We start from the raw sequence: 24,927 nt of genomic DNA, 5'->3' as shown, positions 1-24,927 counted from the left end.
GGGCCTTTTCGTTTTTGCGGTCTGCCGTAACCCGGTACCGTCAGAAATCCATGCCGGGGCCGGGCGACTGCGTGGGGCCGTCTTTCTTCGGCTTCTCCGCGACCATGGCTTCGGTCGTCACAAGCAGACCGGCGACGGAGGCTGCATCCTGCAGCGCCGCTCGCACGACTTTCGCCGGATCGATGACACCCATGCGGTAGAGATCGCCATACTCGCCGGTCTGCGCATTCCAGCCGTGGGCAAAGTCGCTTATTTCCCGAAGTTTGCCGACGATGACCGAGCCCTCCGCACCGGCATTCTCGGCGATCTGGCGCGCGGGTGACTCCAGCGCTCGCCGCACGATTTCGACGCCGACGCGCTGGTCGTCATTTTCCGGCTTGAGTCCGTCGAGCGCGTGGACGACCCTCAGCAGCGCAACGCCGCCGCCGGGCAGGATGCCTTCCTCCACCGCGGCCCGCGTCGCATGCAGCGCATCGTCGACCCGGTCCTTCTTTTCCTTCACTTCCACTTCGGTCGAGCCGCCGACCCGGATCACCGCGACGCCGCCCGCAAGCTTGGCCAGCCGCTCCTGCAGCTTCTCACGATCATAGTCGGAGGTCGTTTCCTCGATCTGCGCCCGGATCTGGCTGACGCGTCCGGCGATATCTGCCTTCGCGCCGGCGCCATCGACAATCGTCGTGTCTTCCTTTTCGACCATCACCCGTTTGGCGCGGCCAAGCGAATCGAGCGTCACGTTCTCAAGCTTGATGCCGAGATCCTCGGAGATAACCGTTCCGCCCGTCAGGATGGCGATATCCTCGAGCATCGCCTTGCGCCGGTCGCCGAAGCCCGGCGCCTTGACGGCGGCGATCTTCAGCCCGCCGCGCAGCTTGTTGACGACCAGCGTCGCGAGCGCTTCGCCTTCCACATCCTCGGCGATGATCAACAGCGGTCGGCTCGCCTGGATCACCGCTTCGAGGACCGGGATCATCGCCTGCAGGTTGGAAAGCTTCTTTTCGTGAATGAGGATATAGGGATCCTCGAACTCGACCCGCATCTTTTCCTGGTCGGTGACGAAATAGGGCGAGAGGTAGCCGCGGTCGAACTGCATGCCTTCGACGATCTCCAGCTCGATTTCGGCGGTCTTCGCCTCCTCGACCGTGATCACGCCTTCATTGCCGACACGCTCCATCGCCTTTGCCAGATAGTTGCCGATTTCGGCGTCGCCGTTCGCGGAGATCGTTCCGACCTGAGCAATCTCCTCGTTGTTGGAAATCTTGCGCGCATGGCTCTTCAGTTTCGCGACGATCGCCTCGACCGCGAGATCGATGCCGCGCTTCAGATCCATCGGGTTCATGCCCGACGCGATCGCCTTGATGCCCTCCTTGACGATGGCCTGTGCAAGCACGGTGGCCGTCGTCGTGCCGTCGCCGGCCACGTCGCTCGTGCGTGACGCGACCTCCCTCAGCATCTGCGCGCCCATGTTCTCGAACTTGTCGTCGAGTTCGATCTCCTTGGCGACCGAAACGCCGTCCTTGGTGATGCGCGGCGCGCCGAAGGCGCGCTCGATGACGACATTGCGTCCCTTGGGACCGAGCGTGACCTTGACCGCATCGGCGAGAATATCGACGCCGCGCAGCATCCGATCGCGGGCATCGCTACTGAACCTGACTTCCTTGGCAGCCATCGTTGACCTCCCTCAACACGAAAACATGGCCTCACGCGCTCCGCCGCCCGGTAGGCGGGCGGCTGCAATCGGTCGTCCCCGGCAGGCAGCCGTCTTCGACTACAGTTCGAAATTCCGCTCTTCTTCGTTGTCCGGGGTCAAGATGTCGATCAGCGCCGCAACGCGGCCGGCCGGCAGATGGCGGCCTTCGCCGATCAGCGCCTCATCGTTGTTGACCCAGGCGATAGCCTCTGCGAGTTCGCCGGCCGTTGCGCCGGTCGCAAGCAGTTCGGCCATCAGCGTCTCGTCGACCGGGCCAAGGATGGCTGTTATGTCCGCCTGCTTCAGTCCCATGGGCTTCTCCTTCCGTTTTATCGGTCAGGAACAGGGATTTCGGTCCTTGCGGGGATAAATAGGCCAGACCCGGCCGGCATCAAGCGTCGATCGCAAAGCTGCCAGGCACGCGCAAAAAAGCGCGGTGCGTTCACTGCGGCCGAAGCGCATTGTCGAGGAAATACCATTGGTCGAGATGGGCGCGGACGACCGGCTCGATCGCGTCGTTCAGCAACAGCATGTCGTCCAGCAAGCGGGCGTTCGGGCGCTCGTCCACAGGCAGCCGTATCGGCGGCAAGGCCGTGCATTCGAAGCGGAAGCCGTCGGTGCGTAGGCCGTACCAGGGGCAGATCGTGGCGCCCGTCATGCGCGCCAGCCGAATGGCGATCGCAATGTTGCCCTCCTGGTGCGGCCTGCGGCCGAAGAACGGACCGCGGATCATGCCGCCAAAACCCTCGTCGCAGAAGAGGCTGACAACGCCGCCGCTCTTGAGAACCTTCAGCGCCGGTCGGATCCCCTCCATGCCCGGAGGCAGAAACCGCAAGCCGGCCTTGCTGCGCACCCGCTCGGCGATCCAGGCCTTCGCCCGACCCTTGGGTGGGACGTAAAACGCGTGAGGCTCAAGGCCCAGCCTGCGGAATGCGATCGTACCCACTTCCCAGTTGCCGAGATGCAGGCCGACGAGAATGACGGGGCCATTGTTCGCAGCCTCGCGAATTGCCGTGAGCCCGTCGATCTTCAGCCGCTCCGGCCGTCTCTGCAATCTGTTGACGACGGAGAACTCTGTCATCAGCCGCCCCTGGGCCCGACAGTTTTCAAGAAAGAGTGCCTCGCGTTGCGGGGCGTCGAGTTCCGGCCGCAACTGTTCGATGGTTTCGCGGGCGCGGCGGGTTGCCACCTTGTGGAAGCGCGGGACCATGAAGAGGCCGAGCGCCGCGCCCAGGCGCGAGCACGCGTCCATTGGCAGCAGTTTCATACCGAAATGGGCCGCGATGTTGGCGAAGTTGCGGATGTTGTCGGCGATCCAATAGCGCCGGAAGGCGTGCGCCCGCTCGCCGCCCGCCAGCGCATCGGTGAGCCGGGGCGCGCTTTCCTCAGCGAAGATCCAGGCCCTGCGCTTGCCGATCGGTTGGCCCGAGCGTGGTTCGTCCGGCGCCATGTCAGGCGGCCTCCCGCCTGTGCAGGGTGACCGGCAGGCCGCCTTTGGGTCTCAAGGTCAGGCGGCAGATCGGCTCGACCGCATGGCTCTTGCGCACACGAACACGGTAACGCTGGGCGATGATGGCCAGGCACAGGATGGCTTCCGTCAGGCCGAAATGCAGGCCGGGGCAGACGCGCGGCCCGCTGGCAAAGGGAATGAAGCTGTAGGGCGTCGGGCGCCGTCCCTCGGTAAACCGCTCCGGATGGAAGTGGTGCGGATCTTCGAACAGGCTTGCGGTCCGGTGCAGGAGCCACGGCACGATCAGGACGAGCGAGCCCGGATCGGCGGTAACGTCGCCGATCATGTCCGCCTCGCGGGTCTGCCGCGCGAGGATCGGAACCGGCGGATAAAGGCGAAGCGTTTCCTCGATGACGGCCCGGCACCATTCGAGTTGCGGTACGTCGTCGATCGTCGGGGTCCGGTCGCCGCAGACCCTGGTGATCTCGTCGTGCACGGCCTTCTCGACCCAGCCAGCCTTCGAAAGCAGATACCAGGTCCAGGTCAGCGTCGCCGCCGTGGTCTCATGACCGGCCATGAAGATGGTTGCCGCCTCGTTGCGCAAGGCGACGAGATCGAGCTTCAGTTCCGGGTTTCGTTGCTGTCGGCGAATGAGCAGCTCGACCATCGAGTTGTGGTCGCCACGCCCGGCAAGGTGATCCTCCACCACCTTGTCGATGGTTCGGTGGATGCGCTTGACCGAGCGGCGCAGGCTCGGGGTGCGAAACACCGGCAGGCCGTCGTCAAAGCCGAGGAAGTACCCGATGTTGATGGAATCGACCAGCGACTGGTAGCTGGTGAACCCCTCGGTCACGGCCGCTGCGCTGTCGTCGCCGAGCTGGTTGCCGAAGACGCTGCGCGCGATGATCTCGGCGGTCAGCCCCGCCATTTCGTGCAACGCGTTGACCTCCGCCCCATCGGGCATGCGGCTCCAGCGTTCGACCAGCTCGCTGGTCGTATTTTCCATGACGGGCCCGAAGGAGGGAACCCGCTTGGCGTGGACGATGTCCGCCACCAGCGGCCGGCGCTGCTTCCAGGTGTCTCCGTCCGAAATGAACAGCCCGTCGCCGAGCAGGAATTCGAGCGCCCGGCGCATCTGCGGGCTCTTGCGCTCGAAGTTCTCATGGCGCTTGACGACCACCTGCCGGATCAGGTCGGGCGAGTTGACGACGATGATCTGCCGACCGAGAATGCGCGTCTGCGAGACCTTTTCGGTATAGTCGCTGGCCCGCCAGATCGAAAGGAAGTCGGTCCGCGCCTGGAGCAGCAATCGCAGCGGCCTATCCGGGCCCGTATAATAATCGGCTCGGACGGGAGCGAACTTTCCCTCCAGCAATTCTTCCCTGAAATTTACAGACTGCTGGAGCCAGGCGAGCATTTACGTCCGATCTGTCGTGGCGTGAACATCATATTCAGGCGGATACTTAGGCAAAGTCCGAACTTCCTCGCCGAGGCTTGGATAGACTCAAGGTCACTGGACGTCGGATTTTGAGTTGGCTGAATGTCGAATGCACGATTTCGATGAAAAACGCCATCGCCTTACGGTGAAATTTCCGGGTGCAAGGAATAGCGGGCCCAAAAGTGAAAGTCTTTCAATCCATGCGTGCTCCGCCGAGAAATACCGCGAAGCCGATCGCGCGGGCGCAAGGAAAACCATCATTCTTCTGTCAAGATCCGATGGGCGGGAAGCGCAGATTTGCCCGAGCGTTCGATGAGGCGTGTCGCTGGGCGCGGCCATAAAAATTGCGCGCCCGTTTGGGCGCGCAAGCATGCAGCAATCGCTCCCGGGATCGGTCGAAACCGGGAGCAAGTCGCAAGGATCAGTCGTTCGCCGTAACCTTGACGCCGAGCACCGACGGGATGGTGTTCGGCGCACCCATGGCGGCGCCCATGATCATCGGGAACGGAACCGGCTTTTCCGGCGCCGCGCTGATCGTGAGGCTCTTCGGGCCGTCGAGATAGGCGTTGACGGCGGCCGACACCTGGTTCTGCAGTTCCGGCACGTTGAGCTGCGCCATCATGATCGGCACCAGGCCCTTCAGCGACTGTGCCATCTGCTCGCCGGAGACACCCTGCTGCGACCCAGCATAGTCGAGTGCCTTCTTGGTGATCGAGGCGTCGTCGAAGCGGATTTCGGCGCTGTTGAAGGTCAGCTGCTGCATCAGGCCCATCATGGCGAGGCCCATGGCCTGGTTTGCCTCTTCCTTGTTCGGGTTGGCTTCGGCCGCCTTCATTGCTTCCTGCATCGATTTGACGAAGGCGAGCGTGTAGCCGGAAATGTCGAGGGCAAAGTTCAGCCGGCCGACATTCTTGAAGTCGAGGGCATATTCTTCGAGTGCGACATTGCCGCTTTCGACTTCCCAGCTGCCCTTCATCGTCAAGGCGCCGTCGATCGTCGTGAGGCCGAGCTTTTCGATCGCCTCCTTGGTCTTGGCGTCCTCGACGCTCGACAGGTCCGCCTTGATGCCGGAAGCGGTCGCGTCGAAGTCGAAGCCGGCGTCATTTTCCTGGCGCGCGAGGTTGGCTTCGGTGCTTTCGAGCGAGAACACTTCCTTGCCCTTGGAGCCGACGGTGATCGCGCCGGTGCTGGCGCTCTCGTAGAGGAGAATGTCGTTGATGGTTCCGCCGGTCGCATTGGCCGGGATCGTCAGGCCGGAGAGCAGGATGTCCTTGACCGAAATGCTTCCCTCGTCCTGGCTGACATTGACGTCGGGGAACGAAACGGTCTCGGCGTAGTAGCCGCCGCCTTCGGTCTCCTCGACGCCTTCGAAGGTCAGGTCCCCGATCTTCAGGTCCACAGCTTCGCCCGGCTGGCTCGCGACCTTCAGCTTCACGCCGGTTACCGTCACCTTGTCGCCGTCAACTTCGGCTTTGTCATAGGTGATCGCGGTGCCGTTCGCGTTTGTCGCCGCGTCGAGCTTCTTCATCAGATCGGCGCCATCGAGCGCGAAGGCCGGGCCGGTAAGGGTGAGGAGCGCGGCGCTCGCCATCATCAGGCGGATCTTGCGCGTGTGCATCATTTCGAGTTCCTTCGTGAAAATCTTTGATTGTGTAGCTGTTTAAGAAGATAGGGCGTCGCTAATCTGGTTTTCCTTGGCAGTGGGCGTCAATTGGGCGCGTGGCAGAAACCGTCTTTGTCGGCGGCGAGCTGCCGCCAGTTTCCGTCTGCCAATGCGCGTCCTGGGGTCCCCCTTGCAAATCGACCAAATCAACTCCAGCCGAAGCTATTACGAAACAGGGCGAAATTATATTCGCTTGGGCGAACCGCACATGTTCGTGCTCGGGCATGCTTTCCCGGACGTTACCAGTCGGTCGCCTCCGACGCATAGCGGCGCGACCGTTGCACGAACATTGCGCCGGGGCAAGCGGATCGGTGTGCCGGCCGGTTTTCGAGGCGAGGGGGTTCTCCACAAGCGCAGGCCCTGAAAACCTTGATGTTCCGGGTTTGTTGCGCTAGCAAGAGCCTATGGGACAAAGCCTTACTCCCCCGTCCGGCGGGGACGACGACAACATTCAACCGGTTGACCTCAAGGCGGCGCTGGAGGAGCGTTACCTTGCCTATGCCTTGTCGACCATCATGCACCGCGCGCTTCCGGACGTTCGTGACGGACTGAAGCCCGTGCACCGTCGCATCGTTCATGCGATGAGCGAGATGGGGCTTCGCCCCACATCCTCGTTCAAGAAGTGCGCGCGTATCGTCGGCGACGTCATGGGTAAATTCCACCCGCATGGCGACGCCTCGATCTATGACGCGCTGGTGCGCCTGTCGCAGGAATTTGCGATCCGCTATCCGCTGGTCGACGGCCAGGGCAACTTCGGCAACATCGACGGCGATAATGCCGCGGCGATGCGTTACACCGAAGCGAAGATGACGGACGTCTGCTCGCTGCTTCTCGAAGGCATCGACCAGGACGCGGTGGACTTCCGCCCCACCTACAACGAGGAAGACCAGGAGCCGACCGTGCTTCCGGGTGCCTTCCCGAACCTGCTCGCGAACGGCGCGACCGGCATTGCCGTCGGCATGGCGACCTCCATTCCGCCGCACAACGCGCATGAACTGTGCGACGCGGCCCTGCATCTCATCCGTCATCCGCAAGCGACCGTCGAGGACCTGCTCTACGATCCGGCCAATCCGCAGAAGGGCGGGATCGAAGGACCCGATTTCCCGACGGGTGGCGTGATCGTCGAGAGCCGGGAAAGCATGGCCGAGTCGTACCGCACCGGTCGTGGCGGTTTTCGCGTCCGCGCCCGCTGGGCGCAGGAGGAACTCGGTCGCGGCGGTTACCAGATCGTCGTCACCGAAATCCCCTATCAGGTGCAGAAGTCCCGCCTGATCGAAAAGATCGCCGAGCTCCTGATCGCGCGCAAGCTGCCGCTGCTGGAAGACATCCGCGACGAATCGGCCGAAGACATCCGCATCGTCCTCGTGCCGAAGAGCCGCTCGGTCGATGCCGGCATCCTGATGGAATCACTGTTCAAGCTGACCGAGCTCGAAAGCCGTATTCCGCTCAACATGAACGTGCTGTCGCTCGGGCGTGTGCCGCGGGTCATGGCGCTGAATGAAGTGTTGACGGAATGGCTGGCGCATCGCCGCGAAGTGCTGCAGCGCCGCTCGCGCCATCGGCTTGCCGCGATCGACCGCCGGCTCGAAATTCTCGGCGGCTATCTCGTCGCCTATCTGAACATCGACGAAGTCATTCGCATCATCCGCGAAGAGGATGAGCCGAAATCGGTGATGATGGAGCGGTTCTCGCTCACCGACCTTCAGGCAGAATCGATCCTCAACATGCGCCTGCGCTCCTTGCGCAAGCTCGAGGAATTCGAGATCCGCACCGAGTTCGATGCACTCTCGAAGGAAAAGGCCGAGATCGAAGCGCTGCTCGCCTCCGACGAGAAGCAGTGGCAGACGGTTGCCTGGGAAATCGGCGAAGTCAAAAAGAAGTTTGCCAAGGCGACCGAGATCGGCAAGCGTCGCAGCACCTTTGCCGATGCGCCGGAAGCCGACGTCGAGGCGATCCAGCAGGCGATGATCGAGAAGGAACCGATCACCGTCGTCATCTCGGAAAAGGGCTGGATCCGCGCGCTGAAGGGCCACATCTCCGATACGTCGGCACTCCAGTTCAAGGAGGGCGACGCGCTGAAGGTGGCGTTCCCGGCGCAGACGACCGACAAGATCCTCGTCTTTACGACCGGGGGCAAGGTCTACACGCTCGGCGGCGACAAGCTGCCCGGCGGCCGCGGCCACGGCGAACCGCTGCGCATTATCGTCGACATGGAGAACGACCAGGACGTGCTCACGGCCTTCGTCCATGATCCGGCGCGCAAGCTGATCGTGTCGTCGGCGGCCGGCAACGGTTTCGCCGTGACCGAAAGCGATATCGTCGCCAACACCCGCAAGGGCAAGCAGGTGATGAACGTCTCCATGCCGGACGAGACCAAGCTCGTCGTGCCGGTCAAGGGCGATCACGTGGCCGTCGTTGGCGAAAACCGCAAGATGGTCGTCTTCCCGCTCGTGCAGATCCCGGAGATGGCGCGCGGCAAGGGCGTGCGGCTACAGCGCTACAAGGATGGCGGCATCTCCGACATTCGTTGCTTCACGCTCGCAGAAGGGCTCGTCTGGGAAGACAGCGCCGGCCGGGTCTTTACCAAGACCAAGGACGAACTGATCGAATGGCAGGGCGATCGCGCGTCTGCCGGCCGCGTCGTTCCGAAGGGCTTCCCGCGCAGCGGGAAATTCAGCGGCTGATTGAGGACAAAGGGAGCCATGCGACCGACCGGCCGCATGGCTCCTGTTCCGTTTTGGCGCAGTCCGCCGCGACCTCTTAAATCATTGGAAATACTAACGAAACGCAGGCGCAACTGGCGCTTGTATGCCGGGAGGCTATGGTAGATCACTGCGCATCCAACAGGGATGACAGCGATGACGAATGCCACTGCCCTTGACGACGTCCTGCTGGCGCTTGCCCACCCGGTCCGTCGCCGGATCTTCGAGATCCTTTTTGCCGGGGAAGCGCGCGTTGCCGACATTGCCGTGGCCGTCGCGGTGTCCGGCGAGGAACTGGAGACGCACATGGCACTTCTGGAGGCTGCCGGCCTCGTCACCCGCCTCAGGCGGCGTGACGGCGACGCGCTGAGCGGCAATCCGGCGCCATTGAGCATGGCTGCGACCTGGATCAACACCAACCGCGAGCTCTGGGTCATGCGTGTAGAGATGCCCGGCGTCCGCCCCGCTTCGCTGGGTCAGCATCGGGAGCCGCTGCCGGTGCGCGATCGCGGCATGGAGCAGAAACCCCGCCGTCCGCGGCCCGGCAGGCATGACGACAACACGTGAGCGGGCGGCTACTCGGCGCAGACCGCGGCCGCTCTCAGCGAGCGGCTGCGCATCTGCCAGAGCGAATGGCCGATCAGCGCGAAGACCAGGACCGAGCCCCCGATCAGCGTCTGGGTCGTCGGCGTTTCGGCAAACACCATCCACACCCAGATCGGCGCGAGGATCGTCTCGAGCAGATAGAACATGCCCACTTCCGGCGCCGAGAGATAGCGCGGCCCCGTTGCAAGGCAGAAAAAGGCGAGCGGGATCATCACCAGGCCGTTGAACAGGATGTAGCCGGGGGCGGCGATCGTGAAGCCGCCGGCCGGCAGCATCAGAAGGGCGACGGCCGCCGGGAAGATCGCCGTCACCAGCGGCACCAGCGCCATGTCGCGCTTGCTGGCACGGCTGATCGTGATCGCGCTTGCGAGCAGAAAGGCGGAGGATGCCGCCATGGCGTCGCCGAAGAGGTGGCCGCTTTCCAGCCCGTCCTGGACGATCAGCCCGACGCCGAGCACCATGACGAGCATGGTCACCAGCGTGGCGTTCGATGGTCGCTCCTTCAGAAAGATCCAGGAGAGAATTGCGGCAAACATCGAGGTGAAGGCGAGAATGAAGACCACGTTCGCCGTCGATGTGTTGAAGACGGCGAGCAGGAAGGTACAGGAGTTGATGCCGTAGAAGACGCCGACCAGAAGGCCGGTCTTGCCGGGCAGCAGCGAGACCTTCCGGCCGAACACGCGGTTGAGCACGAACCAGGCGCCGAGCGCGACGACGAAGGTCGACAGGCTGCGAACGGCGAGCAGCGACCACACGTCGCCGCCGGCGGACCGGATGAGCGGGATATCGAAGGAAAGGGCAAGGCCGCCGAGGCCGGTGATGGCAAGGCCGCGCCGGTGCATCGCGGCATCGGAAGGTGAACTCAAGATCTAACCCGTTTTCGTAGGAGCGGCTTCCACGGTGGCGTCTCCGCCTTCATAGCGTTCCCAGCCGCGGGCCATGAGGTGTTCCTGCGGCAGAAACTTCGTCTTGTACCCCATCTTGCGCGAACCCTTGACCCAATAGCCGAGATAGACGTGGGGAAGGCCGCGCTCGCGGGCGCGACGAATGTGATCGAGAATCATGAAGGTGCCGAGCGAGCGCTCTTCCCGCGCGGGATCGAAGAAGGAGTAGACCATCGACAGCCCGTCGCCCATGCGATCGGTCAGCGCCGCGGCGATCAACGGCCCGCGCGCCTTCTCGCTGATGCCGTCGCCTTCGACCCGCAGGCGATATTCGATGATCTTGGTGTGCACATGCGTGTCCTCGACCATCATCGCGTAGTCGAGCACCGACATGTCCGACATTCCGCCCTTCTGGTGCCGGCGGTCGAGGTATCGGCGGAAGAGGTTGTACTGCTCGCTTGACGGCTCGGCCGCATATTCGGCCGAGATCACATCGTGATTGGCGGCAAGCACCCGGCGCATGGAACGGGTGGGCTTGAACTCGTTGGCAAGGATGCGCACCGAAATGCAGGCGCGACAGGTTTCGCAAGCCGGGCGGTAGGCGATGTTCTGCGAGCGGCGGAAGCCGCCCTGGGTCAGCAGGTCGTTGAGTTCGGGCGCGCGCTCGCCCACCATATGGGTGAAGACCTTTCGCTCCATCTCGTTTGGCAGGTAAGGGCAGGCTGCCGGCGCAGTCAGGTAGAATTGCGGAGACGGTGCGGTCTGTGTGTTCATCGCGTGCGGAGGTCACTCTTCGCGCGGTTGGTCATGACAGTAGCATGGCGGAAGAATGGAAAACGTCAACTCACTCGTTTGCGGCTTCCGCTTCCGAGCGGTCAATTCAATTTGCCGGCAATAGGCGGCACTCGTAAGGCGAAAGACACGCACCGCGCGAAATGGCCCATGTCTTCCTTTGCCTGTACCTGCCGGCGTTCGGTCAGTACATGTCGCGGCGGACTGTGACGGTGCCGATCAGCAGATCGTGCAGCAGGCGGCTGCGGTCGGTGAAGAGACCGATCAGCAGGATCAGCGGCGTCAGCAGCGCGTTGGCGATCCAGAAAATCACGAGGTGAACCACCGCCGTCAGAAAATCCATCGGACGTCCGTCGGTGCGCGCAATCGCCAGGCCCATCAGACGCATGCCTGGGGAGGCCTGTTCGCGGCCGCCGACCGTGAGCCCGAAATAGAGCATGGCGACGATCGCAAAAAGCGCCGGGTAGAGCATGAAGCCGAGGCCGAGCGTCAGGATGCCGAGGAAGAAGACGACGACGGCCGCCGGGATCCAGAGCAGCGCGATGATCGCGTAGTCGAGCAGAAAGGCAAAGACACGTCGCGACAGCACGCCCTGATAGGCGCGCCAGTCATTGCTCGGCAGCCTCAGTTCTTCGTTGTGCATGCTCATCGGTCAAAAGCCTCGTTTGGTTGCAGGACGAATATGGGATGGCATTCCCTGCAAAACAAGGATCGCGGCCGGGATCAAGCGGTGTGTTTCAGCGGCCCTTGGCGAGAATGCGCGCCACTTCGACGGCGAAGTAGCTGAGGATGCCGTCGCAGCCGGCGCGCTTGAAGGCGAGCAGCGTTTCGAGCATCACCTTCTCTCCGTCGATCCAGCCATTGGCGGCGGCGGCCTTTACCTGCGAGTATTCGCCCGAAACCTGATAGGCGAAGACCGGAAGGCCGAAGGCCTCCTTCATCCGCCAGCAGATGTCGAGATAGGGAAGGCCCGGCTTCACCATCAGCATGTCGGCGCCTTCCTCGACGTCGAGTGCTGCGTCGCGGATCGCTTCGGTGCCGTTGGCCGGGTCGATGTAATAGGTCTTCTTGTCGCCCTTCAGCAGACCGCCGGTGCCGATCGCCTCGCGATAGGGGCCATAGAAGCCGGAGGCGAACTTCGTCGCATAGGACATGATGCCGACATTCTGGTGGCCGGCAGCGTCGAGCGCCTGGCGGATGGCGCCGATGCGTCCGTCCATCATGTCGGAGGGCGCGATGATGTCGGAGCCGGCGTCGGCCTGGGCGACCGCCGCCCGGGCGATCGTTTCCACCGTCTCGTCGTTGACGATCTCGCCGTTGCGCAGGATGCCGTCATGGCCGTGGCTGGTGAAGGGATCGAGCGCGACGTCGGTAATGATGCCGATCTCGGGCACGGCCTTCTTGAAGGCGCGGGTCGCCTGGTTGATCAGGTTGTCGGCCGCAAGGCTGTTCGAGCCGGTCTCGTCGCGCAGCGACAGGTCGATGTTGGGGAAGGTCGCAATCGCCGGGATGCCGAGGTCGGCCGCTTCCTTCACCGCTTCGACCGCCTTGTCGATGCTCATGCGGTTGACGCCCGGCATCGCGTCGATCGGCTGAACGATGTTTTCGCCCGGCACAATGAAGATCGGCCAGATCAGATCGTCGACGGTGAGGCGGTTTTCCTGCACCAGCCGCCGCGTCCAGTCGGCCTTGCGGTTGCGGCGCATGCGGCGGTGGCCGGTGATCCTGTCCACAAGATTTGTCCTGTCGTTCATCGCGCCGCGCCTTTCCCGTGAAAATCGTCGATGGCCAAGCGCTTTATCACGGGGCAGCTGCCATTGGGAACCGCGCGCCCGGCATGGGGGCTGCGGCATTTCTTCTCTTCAGGCGCGACCATGGGGCAGGGGAGGCCGCGATGCCGCTGGCGGATAGGAAAGTCCCGCCCTATCTTGCCGGCCATGCTTCATGATTCTGCCCATGTGCCGAAACCGTCGCTGACCGAGATCCTCTTCGGTCTCTTCCTGCGTCTGGTCTCCGCCTCATGCATCTGGTTCGCGCTGAACTACTGGGCCATGCTGATCGGCTTTTCCCATGGCGGCGCCGGGCGCTTCGATCTCCTGTCGCCCGAATGGCGCGCGGCCGCAACGGCGCTTGCCGTCATCTATCCGGTTGCCGCCCTTGGCCTGTGGCTGCTCGTCTCCTGGGGGCCGGTCGTCTGGGTGGTTGCCGCGGCGATCGAGATCGCCATGTACGAGTTCTATCCGGCCAGTTTCGGCACCCGTCCGCTGCTGGTCGTGCTGCATGCGGCGGTCGCCGTCACCTTCGTTCTGTTCCGCGCGGCGATCTTCTATCAGCGCTGGCGGCTGGCAAGGCAGGTAAGGGTTGATTCACCCTGAGACAGGGTCGCCAAATGGCAAGCTCTTGTTAAGGCTGCGGTTTAAGTAGAATTTTAGACGTATTCGATAGGGTCTCACTCAAGGCGGGAAGACAAACAGACACCGCCAAACAAAACAGTGAGGCAGTCAAATGAACACCAAGATGAAGCCGCAGGTCGCTGCGTCCCGAGACCCTCAGGAAGAAACCATCCGCGGTCTCTACATGGAATCCCTTCACCTCGTCGAGCGCCTGCACCGCCGTCTGCTCGACGTCATCAAGGACGAGTTCGACCGTGAAGGTCGCAGCGACGTCAACGCCGTCCAGGCCCTGTTGCTCTTCAACATCGGCAACTCGGAACTGACCGCCGGCGAACTTCGCTCCCGCGGCTACTACCTCGGCTCGAACGTTTCCTACAACGTCAAGAAGCTCGTCGACCTCGGCCTGATCAACCACCAGCGCTCCCGCGTCGACCGCCGTTCGGTCCGCATCAGCCTGACGGAAGACGGCCAGGAAATCGCCGAGACCGTCGCCAAGCTCTACGAGCGCCACATCGGCTCGATCCAGAAGGTCGGCGGCATCGGTTCGGACGAGTTCACCCAGATGAACAAGCTCCTGCAGCGCCTCGATCGCTTCTGGAACGACTCGATCATGTATCGCCTCTGATCAGGCAAAAAACCTCCAGTTCAAGGGTCGGGCGCAATCCCTGCGTGTCCGACCTTTGCCATTTGTGGCCACCTTTGTTCTGTTGCCGAAAAGCTGCACCGCTGATGCGCTCCATTCCGGCGCTCGCGCGATTTTCCAAACGAAAAGTATTAGCAAATCAAAATGTTGTCGTTTGCGGCTCATCCGCGGTCCCGCGTCTCCCGGTGAAAAGCAAAAGGCATGCCATCTTCCTGCGCGGCCTGTCCGAGACACGAATTGGCCATATTGCTGTGACAGCGACGACGACATGCGGTAGCTGCGGCCACGCGTTTTCTTGAGTGTGGATTCGTTTCGCGTTTCGCCTGCCGAATGAGGGTCCTCACTCGCGGCATCGTGAAGACATGTGAGGGCAGGGTGGCTCGTTGGTTGACCTTTGTTAACCACGATCGTGTTAGGGCTCCGGCAACGTGCGTGTCAGCGCATAGGGCGCGTGCCGACGCATTGGGATGGTAGGAATATGTCGAAAAAGAATGGAATTGATGCATTCTCGCGCCGCGCCTTTCTGCGCTCGGCGGCGACCTTCGGCGCCGTGGCAGTCGCTGGCGCAGCAAGTGCGCAGGACGCCCTGAACGAGATCATCAATTCGCCGCGTCGCGGCTCCTGGGACGACCAGTTTGACGCGAAAGGGGCCTCGCGCACCGCAACGACCGTCGTCTCCAACACCCCGGTCTTCGGGACCGAGACGATTGCCCACGTGCAGCAGGCGATCTTCGACTACCAGAACATCGTTTCGCAGGGCGGCTGGCCGATGGTTCAGACCAGCGCCAAGCTCGAGCTCGGCGTCACCGACCCGTCGGTGCAGCAACTGCGCCAGCGCCTGATGGTTTCCGGCGACCTGCCGCGCTCCGCCGGCGTTTCCTCGTCCTTCGACTCTTATGTCGAAGGCGCGGTCAAGCGCTTCCAGGCGCGCCACGGCCTGCCTGCAGACGGCGTCATCGGCGAGTACACGCTGAAGGCGATCAATGTCGACGCCAATACCCGTCTCGGCCAGCTCCAGACCAACCTGGTTCGCCTGCAGTCGATGTCGGGCGACCTTGGCCGCCGCTATGTGATGGTCAACATTCCGGCCGCCTATATCGAGGCCGTCGAAAATGGCCGCGTCGCGCTGCGCCACACGGCGATCGTCGGCAAGATCGACCGCCAGTCGCCGATCCTCAACTCGAAGATCTACGAGGTCATCCTCAACCCCTACTGGACCGCGCCGCGCTCGATCATCCAGAAGGACATCATGCCGCTGATGCGCAAGGATCCGACCTATCTGGCGCGCAACTCGATCCGTCTGTTCGACGGCAGCGGCGGCGAAGTGTCGCCGGAAACGGTCGACTGGAACGCCGAGAAGGCGCCGAATCTGATGTTCCGCCAGGACCCGGGCAAGATCAACGCGATGTCCTCGACGAAGATCAACTTCCACAACGAGCATCAGGTCTACATGCACGACACGCCGCAGCAGGGCCTGTTCAACAAGCTGATGCGCTTCGAATCGTCCGGCTGCGTGCGCGTACAGAACGTGCGCGACCTTTCGACCTGGCTGCTCAAGGATACGCCCGGCTGGTCGCGCCAGCAGATCGAGGCGACGATCAAGACCGGCGTCAACACGCCGATCACGCTTTCCGAGGAAGTACCCGTGTACTTCACCTATATCTCCGCATGGTCCGCCAAGGACGGCGTGGTGCAGTTCCGCGACGATATCTATCAGCGCGACGGTGCCACCGAACTGGCGCTTCAGACCCCCTATGGCGTCGAGCAGTCGCCCGGCTCGGTCGACCAGGACGCCTTGCCGCAATAAGCGAATTTGCGACACGGAATCCTTCGAGCCGCGTTTCCCTTGGGAGCGCGGCTTTTTCATGGGCTGAGCCCCGCGATATTTCGGCGCGGCAGATGGGGGAAATGACGCAAACCGCACAGCGGATATTGCTCTCGCCGTGCGAGGAAGCTAAAGAACTGCCACCCTTGAGAGGAGCCTCGCGCCGATGACTGAACAGACGAATGACGCCTTCTTCACCCGCTCTCTGGCCGACAGCGATCCGGACATCTTTGGTGCGATCGAGAAGGAGCTGGGTCGTCAGCGCCACGAGATCGAGCTGATCGCCTCGGAAAACATCGTTTCGCGCGCCGTGCTCGAAGCCCAGGGCTCGATCATGACCAACAAATATGCCGAGGGCTACCCGGGCAAGCGCTACTACGGCGGCTGCCAGTTCGTCGACATCGCCGAGGAACTGGCGATCGAGCGCGCCAAGAAGCTCTTCGGCGTCAACTTCGCCAACGTTCAGCCGAACTCCGGTTCGCAGATGAACCAGGCGGTGTTTCTGGCGCTCCTGCAGCCGGGTGACACCTTCATGGGCCTCGACCTCAACTCGGGCGGCCACCTGACGCACGGTTCGCCGGTCAACATGTCCGGCAAGTGGTTCAACGTCGTCTCCTACGGCGTGCGTGAAGACGATCACCTGCTCGACATGGACAACGTCGCCGAGCAGGCGCGCAAGCACAAGCCGAAGCTGATCATCGCTGGCGGCACCGCTTACTCGCGCATCTGGGACTGGAAGCGCTTCCGCGAGATCGCCGACGAAGTCGGCGCCTGGCTGATGGTCGACATGGCGCACATCGCTGGTCTCGTTGCCGGTGGCCAGCATCCGTCGCCGTTCCCGCATTGCCACGTTGCAACGACGACGACGCACAAGTCGCTCCGCGGCCCGCGCGGCGGCATGGTTCTGACCAACGACGAGGATATCGCCAAGAAGATCAACTCGGCTGTCTTCCCGGGCCTTCAGGGCGGTCCGCTGATGCACGTCATCGCCGCCAAGGCCGTGGCACTCGGCGAAGCGCTGCAGCCGTCGTTCAAGGACTACGCGGCTCAGGTCGTCAAGAACGCCCGCACGCTCGCCGAAACGCTGAAGGCCAATGGCCTCGACATCGTATCGGGCGGCACGGACAACCACCTGATGCTCGTCGACCTGCGCAAGAAGAACGCAACCGGCAAGCGCGCGGAAGCCGCCCTTGGCCGTGCCTTCATCACCTGCAACAAGAACGGCATCCCGTTCGATCCTGAAAAGCCCTTCGTCACCTCGGGCGTCCGTCTCGGCACGCCGGCCGGCACGACCCGTGGCTTCAAGGAAGCCGAGTTCAAGGAAATCGGCGAGCGGATCGTCGAGGTTCTTGACGGCCTGAAGGTCGCCAACTCGGACGAGGGCAATGCCGCCGTCGAAGCCGGCGTGCGCGACAAGGTCGTCAAGCTGACCGACCGCTTCCCCATGTACGGCTACATGTGATCGGTCGCTCATGCGCTGCCCCTATTGCGGTTCTGAAGACAGTCAGGTGAAGGACAGCCGTCCGGCAGAGGACGGGAACGCCATTCGCCGCCGCCGGATTTGTCCGGATTGCGGAGGTCGTTTCACGACCTTCGAACGGGTGCAGTTGCGTGAACTGATGATCATCAAGAAAACCGGTCGGAAGGTTCCTTTCGACCGGGACAAGCTTCTGCGGTCCTTCGAGATTGCGCTGCGCAAGCGCCCGGTCGATCGCGACCGCATCGAGCGGGCGGTTTCCGGCATCGTCCGTCGTCTCGAAAGCTCCGGCGAGACCGAGATCCCCTCGGAAGAAATCGGCCTGCAGGTGCTCGAAGCGCTGAAGAGCCTCGATGACGTGGCCTTCGTGCGCTACGCTTCGGTCTATCGAGATTTCTCCCACGCGGAGGATTTCGAGAAGGTCATCACCGAGATCAGCGCCAAGATCGCGCGCGATCCCGGCGAGTAGATTACGCTGGATAGAGCCATGACAGCGCCCAACCGTGAAGACGAGAGGTTCATGGCCGCGGCGCTGAGGCTGGCTCGCCACCATCTCGGACAGACATCCACCAATCCCTCCGTTGCCTGCCTGATCGTCAAGGACGGTGTTATCGTCGGCCGGGCCGTAACTGCGCGAAGCGGCCGCCCCCATGCCGAAACCCAGGCACTGACGGAGGCCGGCGAGAAGGCGAGGGGTGCTACGGCCTACGTGACGCTGGAGCCTTGCTCCCATCACGGCAAGACGCCGCCTTGCGCCGATGCGCTCGTCGCCTCCGGCATATCGCGCGTGGTGATTTCGATCCTCGATCCGGACGTGCGGGTCGCCGGGCGTGGCGTCGTGCGCCTGCGGGATGCCGGCATCACCGTCGATATCGGTGTGCTCCCCGAGGAAGGGCATCACGCGCTTGAAGCCTACCTCATGCGCCAGGTCAGCCGACGTCCCTATGTGACTCTCAAGCTTGCGGTTTCGGCCGACGGCATGATCGGCCGTAGGGGCGAGGGGCAAGTGCGCATCACCGGTCCGATTTCTCGCGGGCAGGTGCAGATGCTGCGGGCTGAGACCGACGCGATCCTGGTCGGGATCGGCACGGCTGCGGCTGACGACCCGGAATTGACCGTGCGCTTGCCGGGGCTCGAACATCGTTCGCCGCTGCGCATCGTTCTCGACCGCCGGCTCGATCTGCCGCTTTCCTCCAAGCTCGTGTTAACGGCGCGGGAGGTCCCCGTTATCGTGGTCTCCAGCGACGGTTCCGGCGATGCGGATGCGGACGTCGATGACGGCCGAGCAGCACGTAAGGCGGCCCTGGAGGCCTCCGGTGTCGAGGTGCTCGAAGCTGGTTCGATCGCCGACCTTCTTGCGGCACTCGCTTCCCGCGGCATCTCCTCGCTGATGGTCGAAGGCGGTGCTGTCGCTGCACGCGCCTTTCTCGATGCGGATCTTGTCGACCGCATCCACCTATACACCGGTCCGCTGACGATTGGCGAAAACGGCATTGCATCCCCATTTGATCGTAAGTCCGTGCCCAAAGGCTTCAGGCGTGTCACCGAAGCGCGCTACGGCGACGATCTGTTCGAGGAATACGAAAGAGAGAACTGATGTTCACAGGCATTGTTACTGACATCGGCACCGTCGATGCCGTCACCCCGCTGAAAGAAGGCATCAAGCTGCGTATCGCCACGCGCTACGATCCGAAGACGATCGACATGGGCGCCTCGATCGCCCATTCCGGCGTGTGCCTGACGGTGACCGCCCTGCCTGAAGCCGGCAGCAACGAACGCTGGTTCGAGGTCGAGGCCTGGGAAGAGGCGCTGCGATTGACGACGATCGCCGGCTGGGCGAAAGGCACGCGCATCAATCTCGAACGGTCCTTGAAGATCGGCGACGAGCTCGGCGGCCATCTGGTCTCCGGCCATGTCGACGACAAGGCAGAAATCCTTTCCGTGGAACCCGAAGGCGATGCCGTGCGCTTTCGCCTGCGGGCGCCCGAGCATCTGGCGAAGTTCGTGGCGCCGAAGGGATCCGTCGCACTGGACGGCACGTCGCTCACGGTCAACAAGGTGGACGGCGCCGAATTCGACGTGCTTTTGATCCGCCATTCGCTGGAGGTTACGACCTGGGGCGAGCGCAAGGCCGGCGATTCCGTCAACTTCGAGGTCGATACCATGGCCCGCTATGCGGCGCGCCTCGCAGAATTCCCGACGCCGAAGCCGGCATAAGCGTTCTTTTCCGATGCCCGAATGCAAACCGCCCCCGTTCGGGGGCGGCTCGTGTTTTAAGGGGTGCTGAACATTCAGCGCAGGTAGAAGGTCAGGCTGCCATCGGCCGCCTGTTCGGCGCCGGCGATGTTGTTCATTTCGACGTTTTGGGCCTTCAGCTTGGCTGCCAGCGGCTTGTTGGCGTTCACTGCAGCGTGCAGCGACGAAAGCTGTTGCGGCGTCGCTTCGTCGATCCACATGCGCGTCTGGCTCGATTCCTTGAGCGTATCCACATCAACGACCGTGAAGTGATCGCCCTTGAAGTCGCGAACGGTGTGGTCGATTTCGGCCGGCCAGTTCATGGCCGCGCTCGCAGCGTGGGAGACACCGCCGAAGGAGAGGGCGGAGAGAGCAGCGATGACGGAAAGCTTGGCTATGCGGTTCATGGTCATGCTCCTTTGTTTACCTGCAAACGAGGCGCAAGCCGGCCCGTTACGCGACGCGGAACCTTGCGGATTTCCGGACCGTTGAGATCGCCCCTTTGCGGCGGCCAGCAGGGTTCGTTTGCGGGCGTGCTCACCCGCAAGCAAAAGCGCTGGACTGTTTCGACTGATTGGTCGGCGTTTGCTCCCTTCTTGGGGAGGGCGCGTCGTGCCAACGACTAGGAAGCTGGGCCGGAATGTGGCCCTTTCCAAGGCGTCGGCATCGGGAAAACAATTAAAAATTGTTCATGTTTCGGCGTGCGCGCGCGGCCTTCGATCGCTCGTCGGGGCTGCCGCTTTCTGGTGGCGCTCGAACATGATCACGTGGTTGCCGTGATAGGTCGTTCGCCAGAATTCCTTGAAGCCGTGCTTCTCCGCGACCCGGATCGAAGCGCGGTTTCCGACGTCGATGATGCAGGTCTTGCGCAGCTTCGGAAACTGGTGGTCGGCCCATTTGAGCGCCGCACTGACGGCTTCCGTCGCCAGCCCCTTGCCGTGCGCTTTCGGTGACAATGCCCATCCGGTTTCCATCGTCCCTTCGAGCGAAGGCGTGATGGCGCGGTGCACGTCGTGGAAGCCGGCCTCGCCGAGAAAGCCCCCGGTCTCCCGGTCCTGAATGGCAAAGAAGCCGAAGCCGAAAAAGTGCCACATGCCGACCTGGCGCAGGAACCGCGTCCAGGACTGTTCGCGGGTAAACGGCACCCCGCCGACATAGCGGATCACCTCGGCATCGCCGAACAGCGCGGAATAGGCGGGGAAATCGTCACGGCGGTAGGGGCGCAGGATGAGGCGGTCGGTCTCGATAATGGGAACGCTATGCATGTTCGATCCTAAGCTGTGATGAAATCAGGCGCCGGGCTCGCCGTCCCAGTAGTCGACATCGCTTTCCGGACGGCCGGTGAAAAGGAAGCGTCTTTGGCCATCGGAACCGCGCGTCCTGGCAAGGAATTTGCCGGAGTCCGGATACTCGCAGATCTCCGTGGCCGCCTTGGTCGAGATGGAAAGGTACTTGAGCGGCACCGAGCCGGTGTTGATCAGGTGGTGGGCCGTTTCCGGTCCACCCGCAGGGGCGCCCATGATGTCGCCGGGGCCGACCGGATATCGCTCGCTGCCGAAGCGATAGGTGCCTTCACCTTCGATGATGATGAAAAGCTCTTCTTCGACGTGGTGATTGTGGAACGGGCAGCCGGACTTGCCCGGCGGTACTTCGCCGTAGCCTATGCCGAGATCCTTGAGGCCGAGTAGCGCGCCGAAGGCGGCGTCACGGGATTCGAAAAAGGTGCCTTGCGTCCAGTGGTCGAGTTCTAGGTTTTTGGGATTAACGATCGGCTTTTTCGTATCGGTCACATGTTCCTCCCTCGCGTACCGTTGTCGCGGCAACGCTAATACGTTCTATCCGTGTCGCGCGTTCGTCCCGTCGTCAACCTGCGATCGCTAAAATTAGCGACGATGGTTACAGGAATACATCCTAGTGTTGCAATCCATTGGCGAAGGCATCTGGACGCTATCGCGCGTTGGTTTAACGCCGAACTGCGCGCTCACGTCCGTCTGTCGCTCAGCGCCGCGGCGACCTCGTGAAGACACCTGGCGATCCCAACGCAAAGGGTTTTCATTTCTTCGGTCGGTGGCAGGAGGTCGGGCACCATGACCGTCATCATGCCGGCAGACGAAGCCGAACGCACGCCGTTATGGCTGTCTTCCAGCGCGAGGCAATACTGCGGCGCGACACCGAGCCGACTTGCCGCTGTCAGGAACGGGGCCGGGTGCGGCTTGCCGTTGTCGTAGTCGCCATAGGCAACGACCGTCGGAAAGCGGGCGCGCAATCCGTGCCCGTCGAGATTGCGCTGGACGTCGTGGTGCTGTGACGAGGTGGCAATCGCAAACGGCAGGCCCATGCCGTCGAGCAGGTCGAGCAGATCGACGACACCTGGCTTCAGCCGCAGTTCGGTCGCAGCCATCATCGCAAATTGCCCGGAGGCACGCTCCCAGAACCGGGCGAGGTCGAAGGCATCACCAAAACGGCTCCTCAGCAACAGGCGTGTCGCCTCGGCCGAAAGTCCGATCGTATCGAGATAAAGGGAGACAGGCATGTCATGGCCGAGCTCCGCCGCCGTCCGGATCATCGCGTCGCGGTAGAGCGCTTCGGTGTCGAAGAGCAATCCGTCCATGTCGAAGACGACCGCGAGCGGTTTCACGGGAAGGACGATGTCAGTCGAACCGATGTCGGGCATGCGAAAAGTCCAGCTTGGATCTCGATGACTTCGAAACCTGAGGCCAACGGGGCTGCAGCGCAAGATGGGCGGCGTTGACTTTTTGTCGTGGCGACGGTGGCGTGTGCGGTCCTGCGGACGCGGCAAAAGGCCGTCCGCGGCGGAATTTGCTTGCCATTCGGCGCCGGGCGTGGTTTGACCGCCGCCTCAGCCGGTCGCATCCGGCGCGGAACTCTCAAAGACAGGTGATCCATGGCAGAGACCACGGCAGCCCACATCCTGATTGTGGAAGCGCGTTTCTATGACGATATGGCCGATGCATTGCTCGACGGCGCCAAACATGCGCTGGACGCAGCCGGGGCCACCTATGATATCGTGACCGTTCCGGGTGCGCTCGAAATCCCGCCGGCGATCGCCATGGCGCTCGACGGCGCCGATGAGGGCGGCACGGAGTATGACGGTTTCGTTGCCCTTGGCATGGTCATCCGCGGCGAAACCTATCATTTCGATATCGTCGCGAACGAATCCTCGCGCGCGATCATGGACCTCGCCGTCAGCGAGAGCCTGGCGATCGGCAATGGTATCCTGACGGTCGAGAACGACGACCAGGCCTGGGCGCGCGCCCGCCGGTCGGAAGGCGACAAGGGTGGCTTTGCTGCGCGTGCGGCACTGACCATGATTGAACTTAAGAAGAAATTGGGCACGGAAAAGTGACGAAAACCCCCTCGGATCAACCGCTGAAGCAGGTCAACCAGCGCGGTGCAGCACGCCTTGCCGCGGTGCAGGCGCTCTATCAGATGGATATCGGCGGCACCGGCGTCCTGGAAGTGGTTGCTGAATACGAAGCGCATCGCCTCGGACAGGACGTCGATGGCGACACCTACCTGAAGGCTGACGCCTCCTGGTTCCGGTCGATTGTCGCCGGTGTCGTGCGCGACCAGCGCAAGCTTGATCCGCTGATCGGCTCGGCCCTCCAGGACGACTGGGCGCTGTCGCGCCTCGATTCCACCGTGCGCGCCATCCTGCGCGCCGGCACCTTCGAGATGCTCGAGCGCAAGGATGTGCCGGTTCCGGTGATCGTCACGGAATATGTCGAGATCGCCAAGGCTTTCTTCTCGGATGACGAGCCCAAGCTGGTCAATGCCGTCCTCGACCGCATTGCCAGGCAGGTCCGCGGCGAACCGAGGAAGTAAGCTTGATGGTTGCGGTTGCTGCTGATGACATGGGGGCGACCCTTCGCGAAACACGCCGCAACGTTTACCTCCTGACCGCCGCACAGGCCGTGCTCGGCGTCGTCGGGCCCATCTGCTTTTCGGTCGGCGGTGTCGCCGGCTACCAGATGCTGGCAGAGGACAAGTCGCTGGCCACCGCGCCGCTCACCGCATTCAACGTCGGCATGGCGCTCGGCGTCGTGCTGGTTGCGGTGTTGTCGCGTGTGATCGGCCGGCGCTTCGCCTTCATGAGCGGGACTGCAATCGCGGCCGCCGGGGCAGCACTCGCCGCCGTCGCGCTTTTTCGCGAAAACTTCTGGCTCTTCGCCTTCGCTCTTGCGATGCTCGGCTCGTCGAACGGCTTTACGCAGAAGCTGCGTTTCGCCGCCGCCGATGCTTCGCCGTCGTTCTACAAGCCCAAGGCGATCTCGCTGATCCTTGGCGGCGGTATCATTTCGGCCGTTCTCGGTCCCCAGATCGTCATCTTCGCCGGCGACCTGTTCGCCCCGGTCGCCTTTGCTGGCGCCTTTGCCGTGCTCTTGCCCGTCTGCCTGCTCGCCGCGTTCTTCTTCGCGCCGCTGCGGCTGCCCGAGCCGGGGGCGATCACGAGCGGTCACCACGACCAGACCGTCCGTCCCCTTGGCGCGATCGTCCGTAGTCAGCGTTTCGCCACCGGCATGATCTGCGGCATTTCCAGCTACGCCCTCATGACCTTCATGATGACCGGTGCGCCGGTTGCCATGGTGATAGGCTGCGGTTTTTCGACCGAACTTGCGACACTTGGCATCCAGTGGCACGTGCTGGCGATGTTCGCGCCAAGCTTCGTCACGGGCATGCTTATCAGCCGCTTCGGCGCCGAGCGCATCGTCGGCTGCGGCCTGCTTCTCCTGATGGCCTGCGCGGCGGTTGCGCACATGGGCATCGAACTCTGGAACTTCTGGGGCGCACTCGTGCTGCTCGGCCTTGGCTGGAACTTCGGTTTCATCGGCTCGACGGCGATCGTCGCCAGCAGCTACCGCCCGCAGGAAGCCGACAAGGTTCAGGCCTTCCACGACATCATCCTGTTCACCACGGTGGCCCTGTCGTCGTTTGCGTCGGGCAAGGTCCTCACCGCCTATGGCTGGGACATGCTGAACGCGGTCGTGTGGCCGGTGACGATCGTCTGCCTCATCCTCTTGCTGCTCTTGAAGCGGGCACCGCGCAAGGCCGCTGCCTAACGCCTCCTTCTCCTGAAAATCAAAGCGATCGGAACGCCTTCTACCCGGCGT

24 protein-coding genes and 1 pseudogene are annotated in these 24,927 nt (G+C 62.9%); 12 read left to right on the top strand and 13 right to left on the bottom strand.

Annotated features, from left to right (window positions below):
* Positions 1-40: 40 nt before the first annotated feature.
* The 5 genes from groL to C1A35_RS18745 all read right to left on the bottom strand — a co-directional run bounded on the left by groL (position 41) and on the right by C1A35_RS18745 (position 6,196).
* Positions 41-1,666, bottom strand: a complete 1,626-nt coding sequence (groL, locus tag C1A35_RS18765) for a chaperonin GroEL (protein WP_104665770.1) — start codon at positions 1,664-1,666, stop codon at positions 41-43.
* A 99-nt stretch (positions 1,667-1,765) separates the two neighbouring features.
* Positions 1,766-1,999, bottom strand: coding sequence for a hypothetical protein (locus tag C1A35_RS18760; protein ID WP_043611430.1), 234 nt, complete (start codon positions 1,997-1,999; stop codon positions 1,766-1,768).
* Positions 2,000-2,129: 130 nt separating this feature from the next.
* Positions 2,130-3,137: a lysophospholipid acyltransferase family protein gene (locus C1A35_RS18755; protein ID WP_104665769.1), complete on the bottom strand. Its 1,008-nt coding sequence runs from the start codon at positions 3,135-3,137 to the stop codon at positions 2,130-2,132.
* A 1-nt stretch (position 3,138) separates the two neighbouring features.
* Positions 3,139-4,446: a cytochrome P450 gene (locus C1A35_RS18750; RefSeq protein ID WP_234822907.1), complete on the bottom strand. Its 1,308-nt coding sequence runs from the start codon at positions 4,444-4,446 to the stop codon at positions 3,139-3,141.
* 550 nt (positions 4,447-4,996) lie between these two features.
* The gene (locus C1A35_RS18745; protein ID WP_104665767.1) at positions 4,997-6,196 is read right to left on the bottom strand and encodes a hypothetical protein; all 1,200 of its coding nucleotides are present in this window, start codon (positions 6,194-6,196) and stop codon (positions 4,997-4,999) included.
* A 446-nt stretch (positions 6,197-6,642) separates the two neighbouring features.
* Here C1A35_RS18745 and parC point away from each other — a divergent pair, with 446 nt between their 5' ends.
* Complete coding sequence (gene parC / locus C1A35_RS18740; protein ID WP_104665766.1) at positions 6,643-8,922, top strand: DNA topoisomerase IV subunit A; 2,280 nt, start codon at positions 6,643-6,645, stop codon at positions 8,920-8,922.
* 165 nt (positions 8,923-9,087) lie between these two features.
* Positions 9,088-9,390, top strand: a pseudogene (locus tag C1A35_RS18735) (transcriptional regulator); the annotation flags it as partial.
* A gap of 125 nt (positions 9,391-9,515) precedes the next feature.
* Here C1A35_RS18735 and C1A35_RS18730 read toward each other — a convergent pair.
* The 4 genes from C1A35_RS18730 to hemB form a co-directional block, all read right to left on the bottom strand.
* Positions 9,516-10,388, bottom strand: a complete 873-nt coding sequence (locus tag C1A35_RS18730; RefSeq protein WP_440271541.1) for a DMT family transporter — start codon at positions 10,386-10,388, stop codon at positions 9,516-9,518.
* A 27-nt stretch (positions 10,389-10,415) separates the two neighbouring features.
* Positions 10,416-11,204, bottom strand: a complete 789-nt coding sequence (locus C1A35_RS18725; protein ID WP_104665763.1) for an arginyltransferase — start codon at positions 11,202-11,204, stop codon at positions 10,416-10,418.
* 202 nt (positions 11,205-11,406) lie between these two features.
* Entirely contained in the window at positions 11,407-11,871 is a 465-nt protein-coding gene (locus C1A35_RS18720) for an RDD family protein (protein WP_104665762.1), read from the bottom strand.
* 88 nt (positions 11,872-11,959) lie between these two features.
* Positions 11,960-12,976, bottom strand: a complete 1,017-nt coding sequence (gene hemB / locus C1A35_RS18715) for a porphobilinogen synthase (protein WP_104665761.1) — start codon at positions 12,974-12,976, stop codon at positions 11,960-11,962.
* Between the two features lie 183 nt (positions 12,977-13,159).
* Here hemB and C1A35_RS18710 point away from each other — a divergent pair, with 183 nt between their 5' ends.
* From C1A35_RS18710 to C1A35_RS18680, 7 genes are all read left to right on the top strand, one after another.
* Positions 13,160-13,597, top strand: coding sequence for a DUF6163 family protein (locus C1A35_RS18710; RefSeq protein ID WP_077961708.1), 438 nt, complete (start codon positions 13,160-13,162; stop codon positions 13,595-13,597).
* A gap of 130 nt (positions 13,598-13,727) precedes the next feature.
* Positions 13,728-14,240, top strand: coding sequence for a transcriptional regulator LdtR (gene ldtR / locus C1A35_RS18705; RefSeq protein ID WP_077961707.1), 513 nt, complete (start codon positions 13,728-13,730; stop codon positions 14,238-14,240).
* A 496-nt stretch (positions 14,241-14,736) separates the two neighbouring features.
* Positions 14,737-16,065, top strand: coding sequence for a L,D-transpeptidase family protein (locus tag C1A35_RS18700; protein ID WP_104665760.1), 1,329 nt, complete (start codon positions 14,737-14,739; stop codon positions 16,063-16,065).
* Between the two features lie 184 nt (positions 16,066-16,249).
* Positions 16,250-17,545, top strand: coding sequence for a serine hydroxymethyltransferase (gene glyA / locus C1A35_RS18695; RefSeq protein ID WP_104665759.1), 1,296 nt, complete (start codon positions 16,250-16,252; stop codon positions 17,543-17,545).
* Positions 17,546-17,555: 10 nt separating this feature from the next.
* Positions 17,556-18,029 carry a transcriptional regulator NrdR gene (gene nrdR / locus C1A35_RS18690; RefSeq protein ID WP_034803756.1) on the top strand — a complete coding sequence of 158 codons (474 nt, stop codon included), beginning with the start codon at positions 17,556-17,558 and terminating at the stop codon, positions 18,027-18,029.
* 18 nt (positions 18,030-18,047) lie between these two features.
* On the top strand, positions 18,048-19,157 hold the full coding sequence (ribD, locus tag C1A35_RS18685; RefSeq protein ID WP_104665758.1) for a bifunctional diaminohydroxyphosphoribosylaminopyrimidine deaminase/5-amino-6-(5-phosphoribosylamino)uracil reductase RibD: 1,110 nt from the start codon (positions 18,048-18,050) through the stop codon (positions 19,155-19,157).
* Entirely contained in the window at positions 19,157-19,777 is a 621-nt protein-coding gene (locus tag C1A35_RS18680) for a riboflavin synthase (protein WP_104665757.1), read from the top strand. Before ribD ends, C1A35_RS18680 begins: the two co-directional genes overlap by 1 nt.
* Before the next feature lie 74 nt (positions 19,778-19,851).
* On the opposite strand, the gene C1A35_RS18675 is transcribed toward C1A35_RS18680, so the two are convergent.
* The 4 genes from C1A35_RS18675 to C1A35_RS18660 all read right to left on the bottom strand — a co-directional run bounded on the left by C1A35_RS18675 (position 19,852) and on the right by C1A35_RS18660 (position 22,469).
* Positions 19,852-20,202: a hypothetical protein gene (locus C1A35_RS18675; RefSeq protein WP_104665756.1), complete on the bottom strand. Its 351-nt coding sequence runs from the start codon at positions 20,200-20,202 to the stop codon at positions 19,852-19,854.
* Positions 20,203-20,484: 282 nt separating this feature from the next.
* Positions 20,485-21,060 (bottom strand): GNAT family N-acetyltransferase, encoded by a 576-nt coding sequence (locus C1A35_RS18670; protein WP_104665755.1) that lies wholly within the window; start codon positions 21,058-21,060, stop codon positions 20,485-20,487.
* Positions 21,061-21,084: 24 nt separating this feature from the next.
* A complete protein-coding gene (locus C1A35_RS18665) occupies positions 21,085-21,585 on the bottom strand; it encodes a cupin domain-containing protein (protein ID WP_104665754.1) in 501 nt (166 codons plus the stop codon).
* 191 nt (positions 21,586-21,776) lie between these two features.
* On the bottom strand, positions 21,777-22,469 hold the full coding sequence (locus C1A35_RS18660) for an HAD family hydrolase (protein WP_104665753.1): 693 nt from the start codon (positions 22,467-22,469) through the stop codon (positions 21,777-21,779).
* 231 nt (positions 22,470-22,700) lie between these two features.
* Here C1A35_RS18660 and ribH point away from each other — a divergent pair, with 231 nt between their 5' ends.
* The 3 genes from ribH to C1A35_RS18645 are packed head-to-tail and all read left to right on the top strand — an operon-like array spanning position 22,701 to position 24,876.
* Entirely contained in the window at positions 22,701-23,162 is a 462-nt protein-coding gene (gene ribH / locus C1A35_RS18655; protein WP_034803742.1) for a 6,7-dimethyl-8-ribityllumazine synthase, read from the top strand.
* A complete protein-coding gene (gene nusB, locus C1A35_RS18650; protein WP_104665752.1) occupies positions 23,159-23,641 on the top strand; it encodes a transcription antitermination factor NusB in 483 nt (160 codons plus the stop codon). Before ribH ends, nusB begins: the two co-directional genes overlap by 4 nt.
* A gap of 5 nt (positions 23,642-23,646) precedes the next feature.
* Positions 23,647-24,876, top strand: coding sequence for an MFS transporter (locus C1A35_RS18645; protein WP_234822910.1), 1,230 nt, complete (start codon positions 23,647-23,649; stop codon positions 24,874-24,876).
* Positions 24,877-24,927: the final 51 nt, after the last annotated feature.

Source organism: Ensifer adhaerens (genome assembly GCF_002940685.1).
Classification (GTDB): Bacteria; Pseudomonadota; Alphaproteobacteria; order Rhizobiales; family Rhizobiaceae; genus Ensifer; species Ensifer adhaerens_E.
This window is presented reverse-complemented; position numbering and strand designations above follow the sequence as displayed.